The sequence below is a fragment of the Rhizobium sp. 05L419 genome, assembly GCF_056397845.1.
Window position 1 is genome coordinate 1 of the sequence record NZ_JBFTOF010000031.1, and the last position, 25,732, is coordinate 25,732.

Genomic DNA, 25,732 nt, shown 5'->3' on the forward strand with positions numbered 1-25,732 from the left:
CCTTGGAGCAATGGTCAGGCGGAAGGTCAGATCAACCGCCTGAAGACGATTAAGCGCGCAATGTACGGCAGAGCGGGACCAGAGCTTCTCAGAGCGCGAATGATGCCGATCAAAATGGCCGATCTCCACACAAAGTGAGGAAGACCCCGGTTAACTGCCAAGCGACAAACAATTATTGAGACGGAAACGCTAGAGTACGGCGTCAAGCCATTGAGGCATGGCAGTCGCACGGCTTTTGATCAGTCGCGCGATGGATATTGATCCGGCGCCGGCTGTGGCAAGAACCAACATGCCTCCGGCGATTGCCAGGTCCTTCTCGAAATGCAGCAGCTCATTCTGGCTCGCAAAGTTGGTGTGGAAGAGAAAGGCAGTCGCCAGGCAGAAGAGGCCCAGTCCCACAGCGCCAAGCCGGCTGAAAAGGCCCGTCGCAACAGAAAGGCCGCCGCCGATTTGAAGGGCTATGACGGCGAGCGCAACCGGCGCCGACAGGCCGAGCGCAGCGAAAGCGTCGACGGTCGCCGTGATGTTTGCCGCGAGCGACGAGCCTTCGTGCAGGAATATCAGAGACAAAAGAAGCCTGCCTAGGAGAAGAATGAGATCGGCAAAGCGAGGCCGGATTGGTGTGTTTTCCATCATATCCTCCAGTTTGTGGGGGGCAGTCGGTTCTGCCGCCTGCCCATGCGTTCGTGTCCTCGTCACTAGCCGCGCCGCGATTGCCTTTTGCGGGTCTTCGAGTTCCTCGCACCGGCGCGGGCAAATCTGCTCCCGCGATGACATTTGCTCCTCAGCTTTCGCCATAGGCCGCAATGGACCGAGCGGCGCGAACGCTGACGTCTTGAGCGCTACCTAGTCGCTTCAGCGCAAGCGCTCGATCCTCGACCTCCAAACACTATGAAGCTGATCGCCGCCAGTACCCAGACACTGACGCCACCATAGAGCATGACGCGCCCGAATCCTTCAGCGAGAGCGTGGTGAACGATAATATCCGATACACTTTGACCCGATGTCCCAACTGTGCCTGCGGCGATTATCTCCGCGAGAGAGCGGAGGGTGGATATGTCGGTGTCGAGCGGCATGTTGGCCCTCAGCGACGTCAGTACACCCTCCACCAGGATAAATCCCATGATGGGTATATTGATGGCCAGCGAGATCATGCGCGCGCTCATGTCGATGCCCGACGCCATGCCGGAGCGCGAGGGAGGAACCGCGCCCGTTGTCGTATTTGTGACCGGTGTGTTGGTCAGGCCAAGCCCGACGCCTGCCAAGATACAACCCGGTAGCATGGTCAGCCAGTTCGCATTCTCGGCATCGCCTCCGAGCTTCATCAGCATAAAGCCGAGGCCGATGGTGAACAGCCCTACCGGAATGACAAGGCGGGGTTGATATCGCAACGACAGTCGTTCGGCCAACGGCGGCACGACCAGCGTGGGCAACGTATAAGCGAGCAGCCCCAGCCCGGCAGCGACGCTGTCATAACCAAGGCCCGCCTGGAACCAGATCGGCAGATAGATCATGAACGGCCAGAAGCTGATGTTCATCGCCGCCGAGCCAACGATGGCGCCCGAAAAGGGGCGTATCCGGAATACAGAGAAATCGAACATTGGCCTTCGGGTAAGTTTTCCGGCAATGAGGAAAGCGACGCAGCTCACGAGCCCGACCGATAGAATCGAAAGCGCCGCCGGGCTTGCGAAGCCAAGATCGGGTCCTTGGGTGATAAAGAAGGCCAAGCAGAACACCGCTAACGACAGCGTCAAAATACCGATAAGGTCGATATGGGTCGCCTCCGGATCTCGCGATTCCTGCACCCCACCAGCTGCCAGCAACAATGCAACGATGCTGACCACGACATGCACGAGGAACACCCATTCCCAGCTCCACAACGCGACGATGGCGCCACCGATAATCGGCCCGAATCCCAGTCCCACTCCAGAGGCAATGCCCCACCATCCGAAGGCCATGCCACGCTCGCGTGCTGTGCGAAACTGATGCGAAAGGATAGCGATCTGGCACACAAGCATGGCGCCACCGCTTATTCCCTGAAGAAAACGGGCGCCGATCAGCACTGGAACGCTTTCGGTCATCCCGCAGGCCAGAGAAGCCACGCCGAAGGCGACGATGCTGGTGATGAATACCCGTTTGCGACCGAAGCGATCGGCCAGCGCACCCGTCGCCATCAGCACCATCGTCACGCCGATCGTGTAGGCGTTCATCATCCACTGAAGCTGTCTGAAATCCGCGTGCAGCGCCTGTTCCAGAGTCGGCAAGATCGCCGGCACGCTGGAGATCTCCAGGCCGAACATGAGTGCGGACAGGCAAACCGCAGCCAGTGCGATGGCGCTCCTGCTGTGGGTTTTTACGGATACGGCAAGGGTCATGGTCCGGTCTTTCATCATTAGGGATGGCAGCAACGATGGCAGTGGCGAAGTCCACTCGGGACGCGATAGACACGTGCTTCGGTTCGTGTGTTGCTTCGATGGATTTCTCCATAGCGAAACCTTGACCATGACTAAACTGGATGGTTGAACATAACAGAGACAACAATTCGAGATAATTGCCATGACCACTCTGGACGTGGACGCCGTCCAGGCGTTCGTCACCATCGCCGATCTTCAGAGCTTCACCCACGCTGCTGAGGCGCTCGGCACCACCCAGGGCGCGATCAGCGTGAAGCTCAAACGCCTTGAAGACCGGCTCGGCCATCGGCTGATCGAGCGAACGCCCCGCTCAGTGCGCCTTTCGGCGCAAGGCGCTGTGTTCCTCGCGGGTGCCCGCGAATTCCTTGCGGCCCATGACCGCGCCATGGCCGGGTTGTCGGCGGCGCGGCGCCGTTTCGGCCTCGGCATCGCCGCCCATGTCGCGGGGCCAGAGGTCCCGACCCTTCTGGCGCGACTAAACGCCCACGACCCCGGCCTGACCATAGAAGTACGGATGGACCATTCGCGCGTACTGCTGGACGCATTCGATCGCGGAGAGCTCGATGCCGCCATCATTCGGCGCGATGATGACAGGCGCGACGGCGAGGTGCTTGGGGCCGAGCATTTCGGCTGGTTCGCAACCCCGCAGTTCGAACACCGTCAAGGCGAACCTTTACGGCTGGCTGCGCTCTCGCCCGCCTGCGGTGTCCGCGATATCGCCACGCGCGCGCTGGACGCTGTTTCCATGGCATGGACCGAAGTCTTCCTTGGCGGCACGTCATCAATGGTGACCGCCGCTGTTTCGGCGGGTCTCGCCATTTCGGCCTTCTCCTGTCGGCTTGCCCCTCCCGGCACGGTCGAGGTCAGCCAGCGCTTCGGTCTGCCGCCCCTGCCCTCCACCGAGATCATTATGTTCTCGACCCTCACCGACATCAGATCGCGCGAGGCGCTACGCACGCTCGCATCAGCCTTCCGTGAGCATCGGCCGGGTTTGTCAGGGAGAGAACTATGACGACCTTCGTCAGGTCTGAGTGGCAAAGCCGCGCGCGATCGCTTCGGACCTGACCGTTCTGGCGCAGAGGCTAAGTGCTCCGGTCGGTCTCATGTGCCGAGCGACCCGGTACACGGTCTGACCGGCGTTAATTGGCAAGCGTTGGCCTCAGCCGCCAGTTTTCGTTCGAGTGGTCATTGCGCCGGCAATGCTCATGCCGCGCTCGGTTCTGCTGACGATGATCGCAGGGGCGATGCCTTAATCTAGCGCCCCTTCAATGACAGGCTGCACGATACCGTCGTGCGGCAAAATCGTGCTATAGTTTTGCGGATGTTTGAATTCGGCAAACGGAGGCTGACTATGATTACACGCAAAGACATGACCGCCGACGAATGGAAGTGGCTGGTGCGGATCTATCAGCATGACGCCGGCTCGCTCCCCGCCGCAGTTTGTAAAAGGCTGAGTGAACTCGGCCTCACCGAACAACTGGTGGGTGACGCCAGCGTGAGTGCCATCGGCAGATCACTGGTCGATCACGAGCTGCTCGCTGAGAGAAGGAATAGGCTGCAAGAAGAGCGTCATTGACCCCGCTCCTGCCGCTGCTGGATTAAGTTGCACCAAAGGTCCGCACGGTGATTGCCAGTTCGCCCGGTGCCGGAAGAGAGCGATCGCGCCATGCTTGATCATGGCACTGGCGCGGGGGGAGGGCGACCGGCAAGAGCACCCGCTCCTCGCCGTATACAACTGAGGGTTATGCATAAACACCCCGATCACGCCCATGCCGGTAGCAGCAGCGCGGGGCGCGCTTTGGTTCCTGCCCCAGCGGCCAGGATCGACACCGCTTCTCTTACACGCTCGATCATCTGCTGGCCGTCCGCGGGGATCTGCGGCATATCCGAGAACAGCACCCGCAATGCCATCGCTGCCTGGGTCATCAGGGCGTCGTCGGCAAGGGCTTCGGCCAGTTCGGCAACCTTCCTATGGCTGACATCGGTTGGCCGTTTCGGTCGCATGGGACCATATTCTCGGGCCGTTCGTGGTCGGGCGGAAACACAATAGGCGACGTGCTCCGGAATCCGCACAACGAGATGGCAAGGCCCTCCCGGCCAAGCAAGACGAGCTGATCCTGACTTCGCAAGTCCAAAACAGGTTCGCTGGCGGCGAAGCTGGGTGAGAGGGGTCATTGCCCGCGATCTTGCGTCTTCGCTAGGCGATCAACAACAACAAACCGGTGACAAACAGAACGATTGCCCATACGAGATCAACGTTGATCCACGCGCCTCGCAATATCTCGAGCCCGACCCAGCGATAGACTGCCAGGGCAACGAGACTTGTGACCGCCAACATCGCAAACGTATGAACACCGACCGCTGCGATCGCCATCGTCGCGGACCCAACGCCGCCGATGTCGCGCAATGGCGACTCCGTGAGACAGAGGGGCATCAAGGCCGGCAGGATCATGAACCCCGCACCATGGGCCGTCGCCATCAGGAACGACCAGAACGCAAGGCCGGCAAGCCCCGTGCGCATGCCGATGCGAACGCGGCGTCGGTGTCCGAAGACATGATGCCAGATAGCCCATGCAACAAGCGCGCCTCCGGTGGCCGTGCGTACAGCATCCTGGTTGACGAAAAGGCCGGCCGCGACCAGGGCCCCGGCCACCAGCGCGATGGACACGGCGTGTCCGAGGGCGATGGCGGGCACTGCCTGCATCACCGCGGCAGAACTTTGCCGATGAATGCCAAGCGCGACGGCAAACAGCCATCCCGACGCCGGATTGAGGCCATGGAAGGCACCCAGTCCCGCCAGTAAAAACCAGGGCCAGAGCTCGTTCATGGGCGCCTCATCCGGGTGACGTGCACATTACGGATAACAATAGCTATCGGACGAGCAATCTCCACCCTGCAGACGGATCTGGTGCGGGCGATGCGATTTTGGCCATTCGACGAAGAATTTTTCGTCGAATGCAATGCCGCCCTCCGGGTCCGCGTCAAGCTTCACCATCCAACCAGAGACGCCATCGGGATAGAACTGCTCGTCGATCGCGCCATAGAGCGAGTTGGTGAAGTAGACCCGGCGGCCGTCGCGGCTGATCTCGACCATCTGCGGGCCGCCGTTCAGCGCGCCATTCCTCGCCCCGGGGTGCGAAGCACGCGAAACGATGCCGCCGATCCGGACCTTGCCTGTCAGCTTGGGCTTGAACGGATCAGAGACATCGTACTGGTGCATGTCACCCGTTCCCCAGCATGACACATAGAGAAATCTGTCATCCATCGAAAGATCGATGTCGGTGACGAGCGGCGGCACTGCCTTGAAACCCTTGAGCATCGGCGGCAATTGGTCGGCATCGGCCGCCTCCGCAGGAATGTCGATCACCTTTGTCACCCCCCATTTCGCGCCGTCACGGTGCCAGACCCAGATCGAGGAGGAGAGGTCCTCGAGACTGAGCACACAGTTGACGAATCCATAGGCTTTGGTCGGGTCGTGCGCGGGTCTAAGTTCGAAGACAAGCTGATACTTGTCGCCGAAATCGATCGTCTGCAGGTGCTTTCGCTTGTGCAAGTCCCAAAAATGCAGGCGGCGGCCGTATTTTGCGCCGAGCAGGATTTCCGGGATCAACCCGTTTTCGAAGGTATCTGGGGTGCCCCATTCGCTGGTGACGAGCGTATCGTGGCCGAGGTGCCACCAGACGTCATAGGAAAGCTGTTGCGGTCCGCGATCCACTTCCCACTGGCCGCGCACCTCGAATGTCTCGTGATCCATGAGGAACACGCCGCCCGGTGCCTTGCCCTCGGCATTACCAAGTGCTGCGACGTAGATCCCTTCCGGCCCACAGTGAACGGTATGAGGCCTGGAGTAACCGGCCCGTTCAGCCACTTCGCCGGGCTCGATCACCTTAACGATAGACGGATTCCTGCCATCCGGCTTGGTGTCGATGATATGGATGCGGGATGATTTCAGTCCCGGCACGACCAGGTAGCGGCGTTGCGCGTGCGGATGCGGTGCGTTCGGACATAGGCAGGACGAGCAGGCGTTCCAGCCGAAATGATGCAATTCGTCGCCGACGTTTGGCATCGCAACGGTATTTACAATCTGTCCATAAGAGGCCGATTTCGGGTCGACATCGACGACCGCGAGCTCGTCGGGGACCACTCGCGCCGGATTAAAGGCGACGACATAGGCAATTGTCTCCGGCGCAGCCTTCATGGCCATTCGCGGTGACGGATAAAAGCTTGGATCGGGTTTCCACGTTACCATGTGAAACGCTCCTGGCTCGCGTTGGCTGAACAAGGAAAATGCTCGCTAGATGCTTGCCGACAGCCGACTCATCGCTGCGGACGGGGCAGGATCCAAAGATGGTTCGACGAGATGCCGATTCGAAACCATCCCGTGCGGCTGAGCGAGCCGTAGAGGCAATCCTCCCCACTTAATTATCTCAGATAATGGCGCGTTTGGGCAGTCCTTTTTCGCCGCCTATCGCGCCCCTTTGACATTCGCTGCGTTCGCTGACTTTTGGGAGGTGTCGGCTCCGGAAAATGCGGCAAACCGGACATGGTCTAGCGCGCCGATCCTACATACAGTCGCTGTGTCAAGGCTCGCGGTCGTTGGGCATATCTTTATCGGTCCATCGCCAGCAACAGATACACGCTCGAGTTCTGGCTCAGCGAGCATTCTTGTCGGTCCGGTTGTTGCTAGAGACGAATTCCGATCATGCCATCCATGCTATCTGCTCCAGCTTCCTTCTATCCTGCAAAATACGAAGAGCGTGCATAAGCTCAGGTGCCGTCTCGCGGATTTCGTGCAGATGAGCGCCACTTAGCTGTTCCAAAACATCCTCCGCTTTGGAAGTGAGAGCCAGCGTTTGTCTTCGCGCGTCCGACGTCGCGACTGTCCGCTCTACAAGGCCGTCCACCGCGAGACTATTGGCCAGACCAGTTGCGGAATTGGAAGCAACTAGCAAGCGGTCGGCCAACATACCGATCGTCATCCGTTTTTGCTGCGGCAGTCCCTTGATCGCCAGTAGGGCCTGATGCTGCTGAGGGGTAATCGCTACCCCCTGGACCTCGCTCGCGCTGAAATCCGTGAACCGTCGCAGCGCGCAGCGGAGGTCAGCAAGGGTTTCGTACTCAGCAGAAAAAGAGACTTCGATACCCGTCAGCAAATCGCGCTGCGGCTATCGCGAATTTGTGCGTCCGATCGCCTTGAATAGGTTTCGAACGCCGATGCTGTTGCTCCGTCGAATTTCGGGATCTCGAATGAGCGCCATAAGTCAATGCTTCTGATGGTATGCAAACCTCAGTCGAGCGAGCGATCAATGGCAAAATCTCAATCTTTGCCAAAGCGTTCAAGCATCTTCAGAAGCAGAAAATTCTCTTGGTGCAGGCTTTGAGCAAAGAGGCTCTTTAGGCGCCGATTTTCTGCCTCAAGCGCTACGAGCTCATCGGAAATCGCGCCGAGTTGAGGGCTGATGGATCGCTGGTCGAGTAGGTCCTTTGCAAAACTTGGGCGACGCTTAACGTTTTCCTTGCGACGCTGCTGTGACATTTTCTTTGGCCGTGGTTCGAACCTATCTTTGTTAGGCTGTGAAACGGCAATGGAACTGGAGGCCGAGCCAGTGTCGTGCTGGGTTGCGAGAACGTGCTGGGACGCTGCCATTGAAGCCTTTTGGTTCTCGGCTACTTTGTCATCACTGTGCTGAGTGTGATCCTCTTGAGGCACTGGCACATCTTGGCCCGAAGCATCAGGGGCGGTGTTCCCCTCGAACAAATGCGGGGCTTCGGCTTTCGCCTCACGCACAAGAGCCTCGAGGTCGGTATTGCCCCAAATCGAATCCGACATTGGTGAGCGCCGGCGCGCCGATTTGATTTCGACGACGAATTTTCGCTGCTGTGTTTTCATGAATTTCCAGTCTTGATACTTTTATTGAGGTTTATGAGCAATCGAAGCGCCCTAGCATTTTCCGGAGCTGCCCGTTCTGTAATAGCAGCTTCTGGGCCGATTGGTGTCGTAAATGCTTGATCCCATCATCCGGGCTTGCGTCCTCTCAAAAAAATGAATGAGTGGACGAAGGAGGCTTGGCGCTTTGATCCAGTCCCTTGGCAACCGTGCAGGACGCGGTCTGACTTTTTTTGGCGCTGGACGTGTTGCACGTGACGTTTTCGGAGACTTTATGCCCACTCTACTTTCCGGCTCGATCGCATTCGCCTCTGCACGAGATCCAGGAATCTCATCATGCGCCTGCGCCTGATCATCGCCGATAGCGACCGGCAGCGAAAATGCGTGCGCGGCATCCATCTGGCTTTCGCGTTCATTCAACGCGGTCGCGGGAGGCTCGGCTGGCGTAATTCCTTTGTGAACGGATCGAGAGACGCTTTCCGGTGAGGTCGAGGGAAGAAGGGGCGTCTGTTGAGCCTCGCTTCGATTGCTTCGAGAGTGCTCTCCTTCCCAATCGAACGTTGCTTTGGATTTCTCTGAACCCGCCGGGGTGTGAGTTGGAGAAGGAGTTTCCATGGTGATATTATGGTGTGTGACCTTCAAGCAATTCGCACCGCGAAGCCGCGCCAAGTTTTGACCCGCCGCACGATTGTCCGGGAAACTCGCGACTACCGCAGACGAAGTAACGGAGGTCGAGCGCGCAACCGACCTTCTGCCTTCTGTCAATCAATCGAGCCCGAGCCGCTTGCGCAGGTCGGAATTTTCCGCACGCAGCTTGTCTGCCAGCGCCTTGCGGAGGCTCTTGTTCTCTTCTTCAAGTTTGATGAGATCAGCCATCTCTTCAACTGCGGTCGCTGGAGCTCTTTCAGTTTGCTTGGTCGGCTTCGCGGTAGTGCTCTTGGCGCCGCCCTTTGCCTTGCCCCTAGCCACGACTTTTGCTTCAGCCGCCACCGATTTGACTTCGGTCGGTGCGCTACCTCTCTTCCGATAGGCCCGAGTTGACTTTGCAATTTCGGCAGAGGGAGCCGTTGCTTCAGCAACTGCCTTCTGACGGCGTGGTGCGCGCTGCTTTTTCGGTGCCGGCGCTGTTGCCGAGGCATCCGTTTCCACAGTCTCAGTCGCAGAAGCCGGATTGAATTCACCAGCCATCAGTAATCTCCCCTGTCGCTAAGCTTGTTTTCTACTGAGTAAGCGTAGGAGTCAACACGATCCACAAGGGATCGCTGGCGATTTACCTCGCACACCTATCAAGTGGGAGATCGTGTCCGGATCTTGATGGGGCCATTTCAGCCGAAGGCGTGTTCGCATAAGACTTTCCAACCCTCATTTGACCTTGTCGTCCGCTAGCTTTTGCCCATTGTGGCACTGATCAAACATCGCAGCAAAAGTCAGCGGTACTTTCGCGACAAAGAACTATCATCCTCGCGCGCGTAAAGCTGCCGTCAAGGGCAGCCGGGTGGCAGAAAAAGCCGGCAGAGCCCCCCCAACGACACCGATTGCCAAACCCAAAAGACCCGCTGTCAGCATCACACCTTCGTTCATCGTGAGCTGGAAGGACATGCTGGAATAGTTTGCACCGATAGTGCTGGCCCGCCATCCATTGAATACAAACCATGACGCCACGAGGCCGAAGACCACGCCGAGCGCCGCCAGCGTCACCGCCTCTGCCCACGTCGCAATGAACGCTGACGGGCGACTGAAACCCAAGACGCGCAGCGTAGCGATCTCTACCGCCCGGTCAGAAACCGAACTCATCATTGTGTTAAGTGCTCCCGCAGTCGCGCCGAGCGCCATAAGCAATGCAATCGGCCATCCAAACATACGAATGAGATTTGCCGTGCCGGATGCTTCAGCGGCGTATAAATCGGCCTCGATTACAGCGACCAAAGGCGTGGTTGTGATGCCTCTGAGGGCTGTCATCAGTTTTCCGATTGCCCCAGTCCCGTCAAGCCGTACACGAACACTCTGAACTTCGCCCAGTCGATCGAAGGCAGAGCGAACGGCATCAAGATCGGCCCATATCTCTGATTCAAATGCGCTGCCGCCAGAGGAAAAATGCCCTACCACTGTCCAATTCACCGAACCAAGCCGCACTTGCCTTCCGATCGCAAGCACAGTGAATTCTGCGGCAATCCGTTCGCCGACCACGATTTCGCGCGCGCCTGGCTTGGAAAAGCGTCCTTCGGTCAGGACGACTCCATCTCGCAGAGAAGGCCCTGTCGGGTTCATGCCTCGCAAGGTCAGCATCTTTGCAACGCCGGCTTGACCGTTCGTCACCTCGACAGGCACTACGATCTCCTGTGACAAGACGACGTTGCCGTGCGTATCACGGACCAGGCCGATATCGCCTCGCATTGCCTCGATGGTACGGATGACGCCAGCCGGAACATCGGAGCCATTCTCTTGGTTTGTGCCGCCGCCGAGGATCACCGCCACGGTCGGAGAACCGGCGCTCTTCAATGCCCTTTCAAATCCGGCGGCCATAGACAGGAAACCAGCGAGCACACAGACGACGAGCGCGACGGAAAGTGCCATTGAGGCGGCGATGGCTAGGCGTCGCGTCAGGCTCAGGAGGTTCGCTCTGATCATTACGAGCGACTGATTGAATTGGGAGGGCATCGGCTTATCTCGATCTGAAGGCTGCAGTGATGGGTGTGCGCATGGCATTGATTGCGGGGATCAGACCGGTGACGAGCCCGAGCAGAACGATGAATGAAACAGCCTTGGCGAGCACGGCCATGGAGAAAATGAGGCCGAGCGCTGGTCCGGTCGAAACAGCAGCAATCTTTGCCAGGATGAGACCGTGAGTGCCCCCGACTGCGAAAATGAACAGCGTCTCGCCAAGGACGAGCGCCAGGATGCGCCCCCGCGAGAAGCCCAGCGTCTTCAGCACACCAATCTCAAAGGTGCGTTCGCGCACGGCAAAGACCATGGTGTTGATGACGATCATAAGCAACGTAACGAAAGCTGCGCTGACAACCAGATTGATGATCAGGCCGACATCGGCATATTGGCGCAGGAAGGCTTCCAGGAATTGCTTTTCCGATTGTGTGCGCGTCGAAGTGGCCGAATTGGCGAACAACGTATCAATGCGCGCCGCAAGGATGCCAGCAGACATGCCCTCCGCGGGACGCACGATAAATGCATCCACCGTACCCTCACCCTTTGCCCGGGCGGTGTTGATATACTCGTAGCTGGCGAGCATGAAATAGGTGTCGGTGTTGGCGTTCTCGCCTTCGAAAATACCGGCGATCTCGAAGCGCCAGTCACGGCTCCCATCCTTCCGCGCCGTTTGGAATGCTTTGACAGTGATGTGCTGTCCGACTGACCATCCCTGCGCTTCCGCCAAGTCTCGGCCGACCAGCACCCGATCCCGGGTCTCGCCGAGTGCAGCAATCAATTCTGGCGTCAGACCAAGCTCCTTGCCGTTGGCGCTGGCAATAAGCCGGGGCTCAACCGCGCTTACGGCGACCACGTTTTTCTCAACATCCACGTAGCCCCGTAGACGCGTCATGTAGGCAACCGACGCTACGCCCGGTTCCGATGCGATGCGTGTCATGTAAGCCATAGGCAGGTGCTGCGTGCGGCCAGCCGCGTTCACTACTCCGAGAAGAACATCGCTGGCGCCGGCCGAGCCTTGTGTCCCATTCAGGAAGCTAGCGGTCAACCCGTAGATCAGAAAGGCGACCGTCACGCAGAAAATCAAAAGAAGAGTGCGCAGCGGCTTTCGCCAGGCGTTCCTTCTGGCAAGATGGAGGAAGCTCATTGCGCGGTCCCCTTCTCGTCAACGAAAATTCGCTTGTCGAGATGCAGTGTCCGACGGGCGTGAAGTGCGGCCTGCGGGTCGTGGGTCACCATTACGATCGTCTTTCCGAGTTCCCGATTGAGAAGACGCAGCATATCGAGAACATCGTCTGCGGATTTCCGGTCGAGATCGCCGGTCGGCTCGTCGCACAGCAAGAGATTGGGATCCGCCGCGATTGCGCGCGCTATACCGACACGCTGCTGCTGACCACCTGACATCAGCGCCGGATATTGCTTCTCACGTCCGGCGAGGCCAACCAGGTCGAGAACCTTGCCAACGCGAATACGCCGCTCTTTCGCCGAAATGGGTTTGAGCAGAAGCGGCAACTCTACATTCTCCGCTGCATTGAGCATCGGCAGCAAATTGTAGAACTGGAAGACGATGCCCATGTTGTGCGCTCGCCATGCTGATCGTGCCGTCTCCCCCATCCGATCGAGCCTGGCGCCGCCAATGTTGATCTCGCCCGCATCAGGGTTCTCGACCCCAGCCAGCAGGTTGAGCAGCGTCGACTTTCCTGATCCGGATGGTCCCATGATGGCGACGAAATCACCACGAGGAATTTCGAGATCGAGGTTTGTAAAGATCGGAATGGTTTCGCCACCGATCCTGTATCCCTTCCGCACGTCTCTCAACGTGATGTATGGCTCTTCTGTATGAAGGTCGATCATGGCCGGGCTTCTCCGATTTGACTTCGAGGTTCGGGGATAATGATGCGGATGCGCGCCGCCATATTGGGTCGTATGCCGACAGGTGGGTTGATCAGGGAGAGCCGAAGCCCAATCGTGCCTTTTTCGGCCGACGCAATCGGCGCTACCCGTTTAAGTTCGATACCAAAAGGCCGGTCGGGAAAGCCGTCGAGTACGGCCTCTCCTCGCAGGCCGGGTCGGAGCAGGGAGACATTCGTCTCGGCTATGTCAGCGTCGATCACCATGTTGGACACATCCGCGAGTGCCAAGATGCTTTGGCTTTCCCGAACGCTATCGGCGCGCGCCAGAACGGTGTCGCCAATGTGAGCGTTGAGCTGCGTCACGGTCCCGGCAAAGGGTGCACGAACAGTCAGTTCGTCCACCTGCTCTTGGGCAACAAGGATTGCGAGATCAGCTCTGACAAGGTCCTGGCGGCCCTGCTCGACATTGTTCTGGGCATTCTTCCAGGCTGTTCCAGCGTCCTCCAGGTCCTTTTTGGATGTCACATCACGTTGCACTAGAGATTCGGTGCGTCGAAACGAAGTGGTGGCCTGCGTTAAGGCGATTTCCCTTGCGGCAAGCACAAGATCGGCTGAAACCTTCGCTGCCCTTGCTTGCTCAAGTGCCAGACGGGCGCTGGCGTCTTCCAAAACGACGAGCATCTGACCGGCTTGGACCTGGTCGCCGACTTCAACTGCAATTCCAGTGATCTTGCCCTCATACCTGGAGAAGACAGTGGTAGAACGTGGCGCGACGACATAGCCCGAGCCGGTAGTCTCACGCCCGGCTCTTCCAGATGTCCCCGAACTTGGCGAAGGGTTGTCACTATCCGAGGTCGCGCGGGGCCGTGTTCCTGGGGCAGCCTGATCGAGTTTGGACGGCTTAGGCTGACTTGAAAATGATGTCTTTAGGTCATTCACCGAGCCCGGCGAAACCAGGGCGACGATGACGAGAGTGGCGGCGACAAGCAGAACGCCCACAATCCAGCGCATGATCTTCGGGCGTGGCTTTTGCGGGTCCGCGGGCGGCTCCAGAGAAAGAGACCTGAGCGTTTCGGCGAGTTTGCGATCGTGTTCGGTGAGTGTGTTCATGTCGCCATTGAAGCCGGCTTAATGCCCTGAACTCGACCTCAAACACGTTGTTGATCGTACTGAATCGCGATTTTGTACGTTGGAAATGCCGGCTCAGCCTGGTTTCGCCCGATTCTGTCGCCACTGAGCAGGCGTTGCGTCCGTGACACGGCGAAACTCGCGATTGAAATTGGATTTGGTCTGGAAGCCTACTTCGAACATGATTTCGGTCACAGGTTTTTCCGTCTCCTCAAGCAGCCGGCATGCTTCTGAAACGCGAAACTCATTGACGTATTGCGAGACGTTTTTACCGGTTGCCCGGTTGATCGCAGTGGAAATCTGCCGCGCTGGAATAATGGCTTTGCGCGCAAGCCGATCAAGATTGAGGTCCGGATCGCGGTATGAACGCTTTGTCTCCATGAGCAATTGGACAGCTGTGAGTGTCTCCTTATCACCCACGTTGTCGATACGCAGGGCCGCCATATCGATCTCAGAAGCCTCTCTACCCTGAACCACGACCGCAGCGGCGATCGACAGAACAATCAGTGCAACAAGGTTGCCGATCGCCACCATGCCTGGTGCGTGCGTGCCCTGCGTCCACGAAAAATCAAGATACACGAACAGATCAAGTGCCGCCGACAGCAACAACGCCGACGCGGCAAAGATAAGCGCCCGATAGACCGGAACTGCACTTTCGAACGGAGTTCTTCGCAAAGCGTCAGGTCCCGACCGCATGAGATGCAGGATCGCCCCGGCATAGCCTATGAAGATCGCCGGTAGAAGCACATCAATTGCGCCTCGCCACGCTGCCGTCAGCAAGACGATAGCAATAGCGACAGCGGGAATTGCGTGAAGGCCGAGAGATAGATGGCGAGAAGAGCTACTTTTGCGCACCAGCCTTGCTACGCCGCAATAGACGAGCGGCGGCACAAGCGCTGCGCCCACGGGCGCGACATACATCACTTCGACGATGCCGTAACCCCACCGCAGCCCCGAGAGGAGTGCCTGGAAAGCGCTCAACAGGATCAACGCAAGGAAGGGAAAGTTACGAGAGTTGCTATCGGCACCGGTCCTCACCACGGCGACAAACAGGATAAGGAGCAGCAGCGCAACGACAAACGAAAGCGGAATGAAAGGCATGAGGTCGGGCATCGGAAAACAGAGTGAAGCGATGAGGCGATCTTGACCTTTATTACCACCACGTGCGACCTGATACGTGTTTTAGGCCCTGCTTTTGTCGCAAATCTCCCAGGCAGACTATCCTAAAACCCGCCTTCTAAGCGGAATCTGTATCTTGTCTGGCTGCCAATAGAGAGCCGGTTCCCAAAACCGCGACACCGCCTATCTGATTGGTATCCAGAGCCCGTGCTATCAGATAGCTCCGCAGACCAAACATCCCAACCATCGGGACCGCAACTGCAAGAAGGTCGCCGCCMGTGTAGGTAAAAGCCCAAAGGATGGTCGCTGCTGATACCGCGAGCAGTAGTCCCGAATACTTCCAACGGCTCCTCTTAGGCAGGCCGTCTGTTCCAATAAAACCACGTTGAGAGAAGACGGTCAGCGCACATCCGACCAAGAAGACGGTGCGCCCCGGGGATGAGGTCATACCCGGGATCGTCGCGCTGGACACGGCGGGCCACACACCGGGGCACCTGTCATTCGAAGTCGCTGCAGACGAGGGCCTGATCATCACCGCTGACGCCACCACGAACCATGTTATTTCGTTCGAACACCCATCCTGGCGCTTCGGCTATGACATGCTGTCGGACCTGGCGATCAAAAACCGACATATCCTGCTAGAAAGGGCCGTGTCCGAGAAGCTGAAGCTGCTTGGCTATCATTGGGCTTATCCTGGCGTCGGATTTGCTGAACGCAAGGGTACCACTTTCCAGTTGGTCCCGGCGCATTAGCGCCGGTGATTTCGCCGATGGTCCTCGTTGTCGGAGCTCTCCGATATCTTCCGCAGGAAACTGCGCAGCTTCGACAGAAACATTTCGGGCTCATCGAAGTGATCGCTTTCACGCGCAACCACATCCCTGCGCTGCATCTCCTGTCCTCTGCGCGCCAACACCTCGAGGCTCTTGACGAGATCCGGCCGTGAAGCGATGGCGTCGCTCACGCCCTTCCTGTTCAGGCAGTAGGCCGAAACCGGCGTCAGCGCGGTTGCGGTCGCGGCATAGGGCGTTCCCGTGATCATGCCTATGGCGCCAAGGCTGCCGCCTGGCCCTAGCCGGAAGATCACAGTGCTCAACGGCGGAGCCTCGCTGGAAATCTCGACCGTACCGGAGGCAAGAATAAAGAGCACCTGCGGGTCTTCGCCCTCCTTCATCAGCTTGTCACCAGTCGCAAACCAGACCTCGATCAAATGCTCAGCCAAAAGGTTTCGATCGGCCTCGGCAAGCACCCCGAACCAATCCGACTCCTGTAGCAGCTTTGCAGCGGTCGGTACTTCCAAACGTGTCTGGATGGGCACGCCCGGTACGGCAAGAGCGATGCCCGCGTGTCGTAAATGGCTTTGCACATGTCCAAGCAGTTCGGTTCGGGCCGCGACGAGCACCTCTATGCTCCTAATGGAGAAGCTGATGTCATAAGCGACGCCGTCCCCCTGCAGTTCCGTACGCGCTACGCTTGGCGGGGGAGTGTCGGACATCAGCATGCAGGTCTTGACGGCCGCCGTCAGCACCGCCATGCACCGATCCGGCGGCTCGTTTGCGGCCAGCCGGACCGTGACTGAAACGCCGCGAACGGTCGTCGGCATACTGTGATTGACGAGACGCGCTTTCGCCATAACGCTGTTCGGCACAATGGCGACGTCCCGGTTCATTGTGGCGATGTGCGTGGAACGCCAGTTGACCTGGATCACCCGGCCCTCAATCCCCCCTTCGACCCAGACCAGATCGCCCGGACTATAGGGCCGCTCAATGCCGACGGCGATGCCTGAAAAGACATCCGACAGACTGCTTTGAAGCGCCAGGCCGAGCACGATGGCGATGACGCCGGACGTGGCGAGAAGGCCGCCGATCGGCACTGCGAAGACGAAGTTGATGACCGCGAACAGCGTCAGGAGATGGATCAGCCCAGCCAGAAGATCGGACACGATCCGGGACTCGCGTGGCTTCGTTTCGAAGACCACGAACAGACGGGCGAGGCCGATCGCGCATTGGGCGGCAACTAGCCACCAGCCGATTTCAATGAGTTGCTGCCATATTCGCTCGCCTGGCTGTTGCGTATCGAACGAAGGAGCAAACGGCGAGCCGACTGCTCGGAAAGCCAGATATGTCAGGATGACAAAGACCACGAGCCGCCACGACGCTCTCGCCCAAAGCGGCCACCGCCGGATGAACCATGGAACAATCACGGCGGCAAGCAATAACAAAGTCGCACTGATCAGTGCTGCCTCTTCGGTCATAGGATTCCTAACACGCAATAAGAAGTCGAGCGAACTGCCGCGTATTGCGGACGCACAGCCCACACGAGATCAATACCAAAACGCTAGTTGCATCTCCACTGGTCTCATCGGTTGATCACGGCGTTGGGCTGTGTTCTCCCCGGCCCGCCGCTGGGCGTGTGGCTGACCTCGGTCTGGCTCAACGGACGGACAGCTTTCGGTTTTGCCCTGGTGACAAGTTCATGGCTGCGGATCGACCTACAGCCGGTATCGCTCATTGCTTTCACGATCGGCGTCATCCTTTTTGATTTCACGGTTCAGGCGGCGCACGTGACCAGTTTAAGTGCGATCTTCACGCTTCGCCCGGATGCGCATAGCCGCCTTCTTGGCGGCTGCATGGCTTTCCATTCGGCAGGAAGCGCCGTGGGCGCCATCGCCTCGACTTCCGTCTATGCGGGGTTCGGCTGGATCGGCGTTTTGTTTCTTGGGTGCAGCCTTCGGCGGGCCGCTCTTCTACTTTGGCACCGCGTGAAAGTTGGACAGAAGCCGACGTGGTCTTCGCGGCCGAAGAATTCGTGTTGAGATTGAGCCCTCGACTGGATTCGAACCGTACACGTTGGTTCTCGCATGGGGCTTGGTCAGAGCCGCGACATCGATGGCCATTTGCTAGCCGGCTTGACCAGCTACAGCCCGTTTTATGCAAACTGCTGATCGGGCAGCGCCCACAAGCAGGGCAATACTTGTCCACGGCAGTCCAACCGCTCCCGCAGTGACGAGGATGACACCACCGCGGCGGCTCCACCGAAATGGCGATATTCCATGCCGTGACGATCATCGCTTGGGCCACATCTGCCGCCGGCCCCGGTGCGCGCGTCGACGCGGTCTGCTGAACCGCAAAGACCTCGGGCCATGAAGGGACTTCCGTTTCAGCCTCGGCGAAATCCGGCGCCTTCAAGATGATCCTGCCGACCAGCAACAACGCGTGACGCTGAGCGAACCGAACGTCAATTTCCAACCGATGAGGACGCCCAGAAAGGCGCCGGACGGGATGCCCGTAGAGAGCGCCAAGGGTGTCCCCACCATTCGATGGCCATCGTTCGCCTCGCGAGACGGGATGGCGCCATGCGAACCGAATAACCGGCCAGTAACGCCCATAGCAGGCCGGCCGATACGCCTCCGACGAAACTCACCGCCACTGCGACGATGAAGCTCGCCGTCATTGCCGTGATCAGATTTGCGATTGCGAAGCCGATGATAGCGCCAGCTTCGCGTTGCTGCCGTCAGCGGGATCACGGCGAGCAGCGACCCCAATGCATAGATACTGATCGATGCCCGGCCATGGCCTCGCTTACCCCAACGATGCCCCGATCTGCGGGAGCAACCCGCCGGCAGAGCCTCCGTCAGAGGAAGCCGGCCACCGCGAGCGCGCAGAGCCCGCCTCCGGCAGCCGATTTTACCCGTGCCGTAGCGAAGGGGCTTTCGGCAGCACCAGATCCCCGACGGTGTAGGTGTGAAACTCGCTGGTTGAGACAGTGTCGAGCTTGCGGAATTTCTCGAGGAAGACCGGATCCGAAAAGAAGATTTCGACATCGCCGGGATCAGAAATCGCCTCGATATTCACGACGGTCAGCCCATCGGTGCTTTTGGCGAGGTTGCTCCACAGAAAGCCCGGCTTACGCTCGGCGACATAGCGGACGACATCCTGGATGATCTGGAACGCTTCCTCCTGTTTGCCGGCGTGAACGTGAATGACGTTGACGATGAAAGTGGTTGGTGCGGGCTGGATAGCGAAGGCGGGGATCATGTTCGTCTCCAATGAAAGAACTCAAGGTTGCGAAGACCCAGAGATAGTCGACGTCGTTTATCGGAAAAACGGGCCTCTATTCCGATGACTACGGACAAGCATTCCGCTATCCATTGGCAATGGATAGATTCGCTGCACTGAATGCCTTCGTGCAATCGGCTGAAACAGGCAGCTTCGTCGCCGCCGGCCGCAAGCTCGGCCTTTCTGCCTCGGCAGTTGGCAAGGCGGTGGTTCGACTTGAACAACGGCTGGACGTGCGCCTATTCCATCGCAACACCCGCAATATGACGCTTACCGAAGAAGGGCGGCTGTTCCTCGAACGCTGCCGCCGCATCTTCGAGGAGGTCGAGGCAGCCGAAGCTGAGCTTGCCCGTTCCAACCGAACGCCAAGAGGTCGGCTGCGCATCAGTCTGCCGCTGGTCGGTATGCTGCTGACACCTGTTATGGCTAAGTTCATGCGCGCCTGGCCCGAGGTGCAACTCGATCTGGATTTTACCGATCGGCTGGTGGACGTTGTGGAGGATGGGTTCGATGCGGTCATTCGCACCGGGCAACCATCGGACAGCCGGTTGATGAGCCGCAATGTTGGACGGTTCCGACAGAAAATCGTCGCCTCACCCGACTATCTGGCGAGATGCGGCGTGCCGAAAACCCCTGACGATCTGGCGCATCATCAGTGCCTGCACCAACGGTCGCCCAGCAAGGGCAAGCTGCGACCTTGGCCGTTCGCGCGTGCGGAGAGGCGAGAGAAGATCATTCTGCCGGAGCGAATGAGCGCAACGGCGGTCGACCCTCTGATCGAGTTGGCGATCGAGGGGCTGGGAATTGCCTGTCTGCCGCCATTTGCGATCCGTGCCGAGATCGCTGACGGCCGTCTCGTGTCAATCTTAGAAGAGTGGGTCACCGAGACCGATCAGTTCAATGTGCTCTGGCCGGCCAGCCGCCAGATCACGCCCAAACTGAGGGCGTTCCTCGACTTCATGGCCGAACATTTGCAACCGCAATAGGTGCCTCCCTAAAGCGGCACAACCCGGTCCGGATCGCCCCCCCGCAACGCCGCCGCGTTCCGCAAACTGGCGGGGCTGGCGCGTGTCACGTCTTCCCCTGGTCCCAACGAGCAAGTTGTTCACGCAACTGCCGGGACTGCTGCTTCCCTTTCCAGCGTCGCCGAGACTGAGGGGCGCACCTCTATCCGCCGCATGTAGGCTGCGACTTTCGGCCAGCGGCTAACGTCGATCCCGAAGCCCTTCATTTAGCCGAGGACCGTGAAGAGGTAAGCGTCCGCCACCGTGAAGCGGTTGCCCATCAGATAGCGCGGGGTCCATCGATCTCGGCGCCCCTTTGGGCGCGTGCCCACTTGCCCGGACGTTCCCAACGTCATTTAGGAGCCAGATGCAGGCGAATGGCGATGTCGCGGCCGGGGTCCGCTTCCCACCCACTCTAGGCGTTCGCCGACTGCCCATGCGACCACCGATTCTGCGCACGCGCTGCTCAAGCAATTCGAGCAAATTTGGCTTCACCGCAGTTTTGCGTTCCTGTGGCAACGACGAAGCTGGCCGCGACGTCTTCCAGTTCATTGAAGGCAATGTCCCCTCGGACCTCGCTATCTACAACGATAGGCAGTCGCTTCAGCAAGGGTTGCCGCAAAGGTGCCCGACCGCCCGCAATCATCCTGTCGGGCGGCGTCCACGATCTCAAGGAAGCTTACCAAAACAGTTCGTGGGTATTGCAACAGGCGATCGAGAAGGAGGCTGGCCTTTCAAATGAAGCGTTCTTGGATCGCTCTGCCTTGTATCATTTACACATGATCCGTGCAGAAACATTGCTTTTGCACGGCAAGCACGATGACCACGCCTCGGCTGATCAAGCCGAAAGGTTTTCAGAAGCCACAACTCGCCGCAACGCGATTTGCGGCCAGCCCCACCGTCGATCAGGCCGAGTTAATGATGCTCCACACCACACCCACAAGAGCGCATGCCAGCAAGGTTGGGATGACCGACACCTTGAAGCGGAAAATCGCGATCGCCGCTGCTAGACTGAGCATGAGCGCAGGCGGGGAGAGCGAAGACCAAACCGGCAGTTCGATCCAAAGCGGCCCCAGACGGTGGACCTTAGCCTCCGCGAAGAGGAAATGAAGACCGAACCAGATCGCCAGATTGAGTATGACGCCGACGACTGCGGCGGTGATTGCTGACATCGCACCTGCAAGTGCGGTGTTCCCTCTTAGCTTCTCGATGAACGGTGCTCCGAGGAATATCCAAAGGAAACACGGTATGAACGTCACCCAGGTGGTCAGGACCGCGGCAAGTGTAGCGGCTACTATGGGGTTGAGACTTCCCGAATCTCGATAGGCTCCCATGAAGCCGACGAATTGCAGCACCATAATGAGTGGTCCCGGCGTCGTCTCCGCCATGCCGAGGCCGTCAAGCATCTCGGTAGGTTTGAGCCACCCGTAGTGTTGAACCGCTTGCTGCGCAACGTACGCAAGCACTGCGTAAGCTCCGCCAAACGTTACGACAGCCATCTTGCTAAAAAAGAAACCGATCTGAGTGAACACGTCGTCGCCACCGAGGAACACATACAGAAGGAGCAACGGAACGAGCCACAGCGAAAGCAGTATTGCGGAGATACGCAACGACCATTGCAGGTTCGGGCGCGCATGCGGAGGTATTTCTTCGCCCAGCGCGGATTCGGCGTCCGACAGCACCGGTCCACCCCCAGACTTGTGGCCTCCGACCCGAAAGGAGCCGGAGCCGGACTTCGAACCGACAAAGCCAATCGTCGCAGCAGCCACAATGATCAGAGGGAACGGCACATGGAATACGAAGATCGCAATGAACGCGGCTGTGGCGATTGCGATCATTGCGGTGTTCCGGAGTGCCCGCCCACCGATCCTGACGACCGCTTGTATGACGACCGCAAGGACGGCGGCTTTGAGGCCGAAGAACATCCCTCCGACGGCATCGACGTTTCCGAAAGCCACATAGAGGTAGCTGAGCAAAAGGATGGAGAGGAAACCGGGAAGTACGAACAGAATGCCCGCGACCAAACCGCCTGCAGTCCGGTGCAACAGCCAGCCAATATAGATGGCGAGCTGCTGTGCCTCGGGTCCGGGCAACAGCATGCAATAGTTGAGAGCATGCAAGAAGCGATGCTCACCGATCCATTTCTTCTCGTCGACCACGATGCGGTGCATGACGGCGATCTGTCCTGCCGGTCCCCCGAAGCTGAGGGCGGCGACCCGCACCCAAACGCGAAAAGCTTCACCAAAGGACACGCTGTGGTGAGCCTCGCAAATCGTTTGGTCGTTCGCCTTGTTTGTGGAAATGATCGTCATCTTAGGCCCCCTTCTTTGCGGAGGGCCAATTGTGTGTCTCCTCCTTGGCGTCTCGGCACCAGCGATAGAAGGCATCGTAAAGTACCATCCCTGCCTCGAGTTGTTCCAGGTCGTCGGTGTACATCCTGGAGAGCCCAAGCGATGCCGCAAGCAAGCCAGCGGCCTCAGGCGCGAGATCAAGTCGCGAAGTATCGGCGGCGCGGACGATAGTCGCGAGGCGCAATAGCGGCTCCGATTCCAGTGCGAACTCCTGGATCATGGTGTCGAACGAACACAGATCGCCGCGATGACTCCAGAATACGTCTTCTATATCGAACGGCGTCGCGCCGAAGCGATCTCCCACCATCGAAACCTCGGAGGCGACAACGAAGAGGAAGATCGCGGACGGGTCGACGAAGCGGCGGATCAACCATGGACATGCAATGCGGTCGATCTTCGGCCTCGCCCTCGTCACCCAAACCGTTCTCCCCTGCCTATCGCGCGGCGGCAGCTTCTCCTCGGGAACAGCCAGTCCACCCGCTTCTATCCAGGCCTTGAAGCCGCCCTCAAGAGTTTCGGCGGCGACGCCCATCACGCGCAAATGCGCAGCCACGCCGTGGCTGAGTTTGGCACCGTGGTCGCAGATAACGACGGTCGGGCCAGAAAGGTCATTGCCCCATTGGGCGACTTCGGCAAAGGGGAGCCGGAAAGAACCCGGAATGAGCCGGGGATCGGCGGAAAAATCCTCGTCGTTGCGAACGTCGATAAGCCTCGGAGCCCCGGGTGTCCCGATCAGACGGTTTAGCTTTTCAGGTGATATTTCAGTGAACGACGGCATCGCGCGTCCCTCCGTTGTGACGGTTCGTTGGACGCGATACTTCAGCGTGACGCCTCGTGGGGTGATCGCGACCCCATACATTCAGTCAGACATGAGATCAAAGTGATGTCAACTGTTTGCGACTGCCAGCTGCTTCCTATGGCCCGAAAGGCGCCGTGAAACCTCGCTGGAGCTTAACCGGCAAGGTCGGGTCTCGGTGAAGCGGGAAGGGGGCTTCCAGCACGGTGAAAGTGGTCGCCAGAGCTTCACCCGGGCTCGGCGATGACGGCTCGGCCAGAAAGCGCCAACAGCGGCCTTAGTCACGCTCCTATTTCCTTGCGCAATCAACTGGAAAATTGCGAGGCTTGGGTGAACTGATCAGACTGGGACCAGTCCGTGGCGGAGCATGATCTCATTGGCCTTAGCGAGGTCCGGTTTGCCGGGTACGTTCACCACCTCGGCAATTTCCTCGAAATAACGCCGTCCAATTGTACCCGGCGTGATGGTCGCCAGGACCTTGGCTGTGCCATGATGCAGGTTCTCGTGATGGTGCACCGCCCCTCGCGGAATGAATATGGCATCGCCGGCGCGAATCTCGTGCGTTTGCCCGTCGACGATGACAGTAAGCGCGCCTTCAAGGCCGTAGAGGAATTCGTCGGCATCCCGATGATGATGCGGAGCCGGGACGCGCGCCCGAGATGGCACCGTGAATTCGAACACCGTCGCGCCGACTTCACTGATGAGAAAACGCAGTTCGAGTTGCCCGATCCGCACAATATCGTTTCGTACCGCTTCCATATAAGGCCCCCACAATGTAAAGTAGCTTTACATCAACAAGTAAAGTGACTTTACATACATGTCAATCCTATTGCCCTCGGATTCAATTCCCGACGCGTTGCCCGGTCCGCCGTTCTTCGGCGCGCTGCTGCGCGTTGTCTGGCAGCATGTGCGCGACCGCATGCTGCAAGCCATTCACGAGGCAGGGTTTGTTGACTTCCAGGAGGCGCATTTTGCCGTGTTCTCGTTTCCGCTGCCGAATGGAATGAGACCGTCCGAGCTCGCGCGTCAGAAGCGGATGTCGCGACAAGCTGTGAACTATCTGCTCAGCCAGCTTGAAGACCTGGGCTATGTCGAGCGGCGCGCAGCCGACGGCAGCGATCGCCGACTGGTCTATCTAACGCTACGGGGACATGAAGTAGTCGCAGCCATTTTCGGATGTCTTCGGCAGTTGCATGAACAATGGTCCAAAGAGGTTGGAAAGGAGCGCTTCGATGACTTCGTAGATGTGTTGCAGCAGCTGTCGACCAAAGCGCAAGAACCGACAAACCGCTGAAAAACTCAACTTGGCGATGGTGGTAGGGACCGTCTCAGAACGGTTCGAGAACCGTACCTCCCGAGGTGAGCCGGCCTGATGAAAGCGATACCTTGCGCCGCGCGGGGGTGGCCCCCTAGCCAAACCCGCCCGGCATGAGCGCCAGCGGGCGCCGGGCATCAGGATATGATCGGGATGTGAAAAGCGGCAAATCCTGAAAACCGCACATCCTGATCGCCATATCCTTGAGCCTCGTCACCTGCGTAAGCAGCGTGATCCGCCACGCCTATTCTTGCTGTCGCGCCAATTCGATCAACAGATTTGCCGCCCGCGAGCGTTTGCGCACCGGCGACGTCATCAAGCCGAAGCGGCGGCACAGGGACGGATCGAGCCGCGCCGTTCGCAGGCCTTTCCGGTTGTCGGGCAGTGTCGATTCCGGCACGAGGCTGACACCCACACCTTCCCTGACCAGGGCAATCGCGCTGGCCCAGTCCCGCACCTCCATTCGCACGTCAGCGAGCGACAGGCCGGCGGCCTCGGCGAGCGTTCGTGCATGGACGTGGCACCCGCCGGTCGCGAGTACGAAAGGTTCGACGGCCAGTGTGACGAAGGACAGTGTGCCACGTCGTCCAAGACGGTGCCCCGACGGCAGCACGGCGACCCACGCGTCCTGTCCGATGGGGACCGCATCGCTGTCCGGCGACGGGTTGAGGACGACGCCGAGATCAATGGACCCTGCCTTCAGCCAGGCCTCGACCTCCCGATCGTCCGTTTCGAGCACAACCAGCTCAATGCCCGGATGGAGAGCGCGGAAGCGACGTAGAAGCGGCGGCAACACTGTGGCGAAGACGCTGGGAAAGGCCGCGATCCGCACGGATCCCGCTTCCTCACCGGTTGCCTCCGCCGCCTCATTCCGAATCGCCTCCAGATGCACGAGCGCAGCACGGGCATGGTCTAGCGCCCGCTCTCCGAAGGCGGTGAGTTCGACGCCGTGCCGCTGGCGCGTCAATAGCTTCACGCCCAGGCTTTCCTCCAACGCCGCCAGTGCCTGGCTCATGCCGGATTGCGTGACGCCGACGCTCGTCGCGGCGGCGGTAAAGCTGCCCGCTTCGGCGACGGCGATCAAACTCCGGAGTTGGGTCAGGTTCATAGTAGCTTAACTTATATCAGTTATCTGTTGCAGTAATTTTCCTT

24 protein-coding genes and 2 pseudogenes are annotated in these 25,732 nt (G+C 59.0%); 7 read left to right on the forward strand and 19 right to left on the reverse strand.

Annotated elements, in window-relative coordinates; translation table 11 throughout:
* Positions 1 to 189: 189 nt before the first annotated feature.
* Together AC1DMK_RS26810 and AC1DMK_RS26815 are read right to left on the reverse strand one after the other, a co-directional pair.
* Positions 190 to 636, reverse strand: a complete 447-nt coding sequence (locus AC1DMK_RS26810; protein WP_477863418.1) for a DoxX family protein — start codon at positions 634 to 636, stop codon at positions 190 to 192.
* Between the two features lie 206 nt (positions 637 to 842).
* Positions 843 to 2,375 (reverse strand): MFS transporter, encoded by a 1,533-nt coding sequence (locus AC1DMK_RS26815; RefSeq protein ID WP_477863499.1) that lies wholly within the window; start codon positions 2,373 to 2,375, stop codon positions 843 to 845.
* Positions 2,376 to 2,556: 181 nt separating this feature from the next.
* Between AC1DMK_RS26815 and AC1DMK_RS26820 the strand changes: the two genes are divergently transcribed.
* Entirely contained in the window at positions 2,557 to 3,426 is an 870-nt protein-coding gene (locus AC1DMK_RS26820) for a LysR family transcriptional regulator (protein ID WP_477863420.1), read from the forward strand.
* 339 nt (positions 3,427 to 3,765) lie between these two features.
* Positions 3,766 to 3,990: a hypothetical protein gene (locus AC1DMK_RS26825; protein WP_037068652.1), complete on the forward strand. Its 225-nt coding sequence runs from the start codon at positions 3,766 to 3,768 to the stop codon at positions 3,988 to 3,990.
* Positions 3,991 to 4,175: 185 nt separating this feature from the next.
* Here the strand turns inward: AC1DMK_RS26825 and AC1DMK_RS26830 are convergent, their stop codons facing one another.
* Positions 4,176 to 4,418, reverse strand: a complete 243-nt coding sequence (locus AC1DMK_RS26830) for a hypothetical protein (RefSeq protein WP_477863422.1) — start codon at positions 4,416 to 4,418, stop codon at positions 4,176 to 4,178.
* A 62-nt stretch (positions 4,419 to 4,480) separates the two neighbouring features.
* Between AC1DMK_RS26830 and AC1DMK_RS26835 the strand changes: the two are divergent.
* A pseudogene (locus tag AC1DMK_RS26835) lies at positions 4,481 to 4,570 on the forward strand (low affinity iron permease family protein); the annotation flags it as partial.
* 41 nt (positions 4,571 to 4,611) lie between these two features.
* Here AC1DMK_RS26835 and AC1DMK_RS26840 read toward each other — a convergent pair.
* The 10 genes from AC1DMK_RS26840 to AC1DMK_RS26885 all read right to left on the reverse strand — a co-directional run bounded on the left by AC1DMK_RS26840 (position 4,612) and on the right by AC1DMK_RS26885 (position 15,041).
* Entirely contained in the window at positions 4,612 to 5,241 is a 630-nt protein-coding gene (locus AC1DMK_RS26840; protein WP_477863424.1) for a hypothetical protein, read from the reverse strand.
* Positions 5,242 to 5,268: 27 nt separating this feature from the next.
* On the reverse strand, positions 5,269 to 6,663 hold the full coding sequence (locus tag AC1DMK_RS26845) for a selenium-binding family protein (RefSeq protein WP_477863426.1): 1,395 nt from the start codon (positions 6,661 to 6,663) through the stop codon (positions 5,269 to 5,271).
* A gap of 451 nt (positions 6,664 to 7,114) precedes the next feature.
* A complete protein-coding gene (locus tag AC1DMK_RS26850) occupies positions 7,115 to 7,567 on the reverse strand; it encodes a MarR family winged helix-turn-helix transcriptional regulator (protein ID WP_477863428.1) in 453 nt (150 codons plus the stop codon).
* A gap of 164 nt (positions 7,568 to 7,731) precedes the next feature.
* The gene (locus tag AC1DMK_RS26855; RefSeq protein ID WP_477863430.1) at positions 7,732 to 8,304 is read right to left on the reverse strand and encodes a hypothetical protein; all 573 of its coding nucleotides are present in this window, start codon (positions 8,302 to 8,304) and stop codon (positions 7,732 to 7,734) included.
* A 762-nt stretch (positions 8,305 to 9,066) separates the two neighbouring features.
* On the reverse strand, positions 9,067 to 9,489 hold the full coding sequence (locus tag AC1DMK_RS26860; RefSeq protein WP_477863432.1) for a SyrB-like regulator: 423 nt from the start codon (positions 9,487 to 9,489) through the stop codon (positions 9,067 to 9,069).
* A 267-nt stretch (positions 9,490 to 9,756) separates the two neighbouring features.
* Positions 9,757 to 10,959, reverse strand: a complete 1,203-nt coding sequence (locus AC1DMK_RS26865) for an ABC transporter permease (RefSeq protein WP_477863434.1) — start codon at positions 10,957 to 10,959, stop codon at positions 9,757 to 9,759.
* Positions 10,960 to 10,963: 4 nt separating this feature from the next.
* On the reverse strand, positions 10,964 to 12,106 hold the full coding sequence (locus tag AC1DMK_RS26870; RefSeq protein WP_477863435.1) for an ABC transporter permease: 1,143 nt from the start codon (positions 12,104 to 12,106) through the stop codon (positions 10,964 to 10,966).
* Positions 12,103 to 12,813 (reverse strand): ABC transporter ATP-binding protein, encoded by a 711-nt coding sequence (locus AC1DMK_RS26875; RefSeq protein WP_477863437.1) that lies wholly within the window; start codon positions 12,811 to 12,813, stop codon positions 12,103 to 12,105. Before AC1DMK_RS26875 ends, AC1DMK_RS26870 begins: the two co-directional genes overlap by 4 nt.
* Positions 12,810 to 13,922: an efflux RND transporter periplasmic adaptor subunit gene (locus AC1DMK_RS26880; RefSeq protein WP_037068630.1), complete on the reverse strand. Its 1,113-nt coding sequence runs from the start codon at positions 13,920 to 13,922 to the stop codon at positions 12,810 to 12,812. Before AC1DMK_RS26880 ends, AC1DMK_RS26875 begins: the two co-directional genes overlap by 4 nt.
* 93 nt (positions 13,923 to 14,015) lie before the next feature.
* A complete protein-coding gene (locus AC1DMK_RS26885; RefSeq protein WP_477863439.1) occupies positions 14,016 to 15,041 on the reverse strand; it encodes a helix-turn-helix domain-containing protein in 1,026 nt (341 codons plus the stop codon).
* A gap of 443 nt (positions 15,042 to 15,484) precedes the next feature.
* Between AC1DMK_RS26885 and AC1DMK_RS26890 the strand changes: the two genes are divergently transcribed.
* Entirely contained in the window at positions 15,485 to 15,811 is a 327-nt protein-coding gene (locus AC1DMK_RS26890) for a hypothetical protein (protein ID WP_477863441.1), read from the forward strand.
* Here AC1DMK_RS26890 and AC1DMK_RS26895 read toward each other — a convergent pair.
* Both AC1DMK_RS26895 and AC1DMK_RS26900 read right to left on the reverse strand, forming a co-directional pair.
* On the reverse strand, positions 15,808 to 17,310 hold the full coding sequence (locus tag AC1DMK_RS26895) for a mechanosensitive ion channel family protein (protein ID WP_477863443.1): 1,503 nt from the start codon (positions 17,308 to 17,310) through the stop codon (positions 15,808 to 15,810). The two genes, AC1DMK_RS26890 and AC1DMK_RS26895, sit on opposite strands and share 4 nt — an antisense overlap.
* A gap of 1,432 nt (positions 17,311 to 18,742) precedes the next feature.
* Positions 18,743 to 19,093, reverse strand: coding sequence for an antibiotic biosynthesis monooxygenase (locus tag AC1DMK_RS26900; protein ID WP_477863445.1), 351 nt, complete (start codon positions 19,091 to 19,093; stop codon positions 18,743 to 18,745).
* 119 nt (positions 19,094 to 19,212) lie between these two features.
* On the opposite strand from AC1DMK_RS26900, the gene AC1DMK_RS26905 reads away from it, so the two are divergent.
* Together AC1DMK_RS26905 and AC1DMK_RS26910 are read left to right on the forward strand one after the other, a co-directional pair.
* The gene (locus AC1DMK_RS26905) at positions 19,213 to 20,100 is read left to right on the forward strand and encodes a LysR family transcriptional regulator (protein WP_037068624.1); all 888 of its coding nucleotides are present in this window, start codon (positions 19,213 to 19,215) and stop codon (positions 20,098 to 20,100) included.
* Positions 20,101 to 20,712: 612 nt separating this feature from the next.
* Positions 20,713 to 20,990 (forward strand): annotated as a pseudogene (locus AC1DMK_RS26910) (alpha/beta hydrolase family protein); the annotation flags it as partial.
* Between the two features lie 33 nt (positions 20,991 to 21,023).
* Here AC1DMK_RS26910 and chrA read toward each other — a convergent pair.
* The 3 genes from chrA to AC1DMK_RS26925 form a co-directional block, all read right to left on the reverse strand.
* Positions 21,024 to 22,430, reverse strand: a complete 1,407-nt coding sequence (chrA, locus tag AC1DMK_RS26915; RefSeq protein WP_477863447.1) for a chromate efflux transporter — start codon at positions 22,428 to 22,430, stop codon at positions 21,024 to 21,026.
* A gap of 1 nt (position 22,431) precedes the next feature.
* Positions 22,432 to 23,247, reverse strand: a complete 816-nt coding sequence (locus AC1DMK_RS26920) for a sulfurtransferase/chromate resistance protein (protein ID WP_037064000.1) — start codon at positions 23,245 to 23,247, stop codon at positions 22,432 to 22,434.
* Between the two features lie 357 nt (positions 23,248 to 23,604).
* Positions 23,605 to 24,024 (reverse strand): cupin domain-containing protein, encoded by a 420-nt coding sequence (locus tag AC1DMK_RS26925; RefSeq protein WP_037064002.1) that lies wholly within the window; start codon positions 24,022 to 24,024, stop codon positions 23,605 to 23,607.
* Between the two features lie 58 nt (positions 24,025 to 24,082).
* On the opposite strand from AC1DMK_RS26925, the gene AC1DMK_RS26930 reads away from it, so the two are divergent.
* On the forward strand, positions 24,083 to 24,559 hold the full coding sequence (locus AC1DMK_RS26930) for a MarR family winged helix-turn-helix transcriptional regulator (RefSeq protein ID WP_477863450.1): 477 nt from the start codon (positions 24,083 to 24,085) through the stop codon (positions 24,557 to 24,559).
* A gap of 265 nt (positions 24,560 to 24,824) precedes the next feature.
* Here AC1DMK_RS26930 and AC1DMK_RS26935 read toward each other — a convergent pair whose 3' ends face one another.
* A complete protein-coding gene (locus tag AC1DMK_RS26935; RefSeq protein ID WP_477863452.1) occupies positions 24,825 to 25,688 on the reverse strand; it encodes a LysR family transcriptional regulator in 864 nt (287 codons plus the stop codon).
* Positions 25,689 to 25,732: the final 44 nt, after the last annotated feature.

Excerpts from the sequence above, each read along its gene's own strand:
- AC1DMK_RS26855 (WP_477863430.1), bottom strand. The coding sequence starts at position 8,304 with ATGAAAACACAGCAGCGAAAATTCGTCGTCGAAATCAAATCGGCGCGC.
- AC1DMK_RS26840 (WP_477863424.1), bottom strand. The coding sequence starts at position 5,241 with ATGAACGAGCTCTGGCCCTGGTTTTTACTGGCGGGACTGGGTGCCTTC.
- AC1DMK_RS26830 (WP_477863422.1), bottom strand. The coding sequence starts at position 4,418 with ATGCGACCGAAACGGCCAACCGATGTCAGCCATAGGAAGGTTGCCGAA.
- AC1DMK_RS26930 (WP_477863450.1), top strand. The coding sequence starts at position 24,083 with ATGTCAATCCTATTGCCCTCGGATTCAATTCCCGACGCGTTGCCCGGT.
- AC1DMK_RS26820 (WP_477863420.1), top strand. The coding sequence starts at position 2,557 with ATGACCACTCTGGACGTGGACGCCGTCCAGGCGTTCGTCACCATCGCC.
- AC1DMK_RS26885 (WP_477863439.1), bottom strand. The coding sequence starts at position 15,041 with ATGCCTTTCATTCCGCTTTCGTTTGTCGTTGCGCTGCTGCTCCTTATC.
- AC1DMK_RS26875 (WP_477863437.1), bottom strand. The coding sequence starts at position 12,813 with ATGATCGACCTTCATACAGAAGAGCCATACATCACGTTGAGAGACGTG.
- AC1DMK_RS26935 (WP_477863452.1), bottom strand. The coding sequence starts at position 25,688 with ATGAACCTGACCCAACTCCGGAGTTTGATCGCCGTCGCCGAAGCGGGC.
- AC1DMK_RS26880 (WP_037068630.1), bottom strand. The coding sequence starts at position 13,922 with ATGAACACACTCACCGAACACGATCGCAAACTCGCCGAAACGCTCAGG.
- AC1DMK_RS26860 (WP_477863432.1), bottom strand. The coding sequence starts at position 9,489 with ATGGCTGGTGAATTCAATCCGGCTTCTGCGACTGAGACTGTGGAAACG.
- AC1DMK_RS26870 (WP_477863435.1), bottom strand. The coding sequence starts at position 12,106 with ATGAGCTTCCTCCATCTTGCCAGAAGGAACGCCTGGCGAAAGCCGCTG.
- AC1DMK_RS26900 (WP_477863445.1), bottom strand. The coding sequence starts at position 19,093 with ATGATCCCCGCCTTCGCTATCCAGCCCGCACCAACCACTTTCATCGTC.
- AC1DMK_RS26925 (WP_037064002.1), bottom strand. The coding sequence starts at position 24,024 with ATGGAAGCGGTACGAAACGATATTGTGCGGATCGGGCAACTCGAACTG.
- AC1DMK_RS26865 (WP_477863434.1), bottom strand. The coding sequence starts at position 10,959 with ATGCCCTCCCAATTCAATCAGTCGCTCGTAATGATCAGAGCGAACCTC.
- AC1DMK_RS26920 (WP_037064000.1), bottom strand. The coding sequence starts at position 23,247 with ATGCCGTCGTTCACTGAAATATCACCTGAAAAGCTAAACCGTCTGATC.
- AC1DMK_RS26810 (WP_477863418.1), bottom strand. The coding sequence starts at position 636 with ATGATGGAAAACACACCAATCCGGCCTCGCTTTGCCGATCTCATTCTT.
- AC1DMK_RS26815 (WP_477863499.1), bottom strand. The coding sequence starts at position 2,375 with ATGACCCTTGCCGTATCCGTAAAAACCCACAGCAGGAGCGCCATCGCA.
- AC1DMK_RS26845 (WP_477863426.1), bottom strand. The coding sequence starts at position 6,663 with ATGGTAACGTGGAAACCCGATCCAAGCTTTTATCCGTCACCGCGAATG.
- chrA (WP_477863447.1), bottom strand. The coding sequence starts at position 22,430 with ATGACGATCATTTCCACAAACAAGGCGAACGACCAAACGATTTGCGAG.
- AC1DMK_RS26825 (WP_037068652.1), top strand. The coding sequence starts at position 3,766 with ATGATTACACGCAAAGACATGACCGCCGACGAATGGAAGTGGCTGGTG.
- AC1DMK_RS26905 (WP_037068624.1), top strand. The coding sequence starts at position 19,213 with ATGGATAGATTCGCTGCACTGAATGCCTTCGTGCAATCGGCTGAAACA.
- AC1DMK_RS26895 (WP_477863443.1), bottom strand. The coding sequence starts at position 17,310 with ATGACCGAAGAGGCAGCACTGATCAGTGCGACTTTGTTATTGCTTGCC.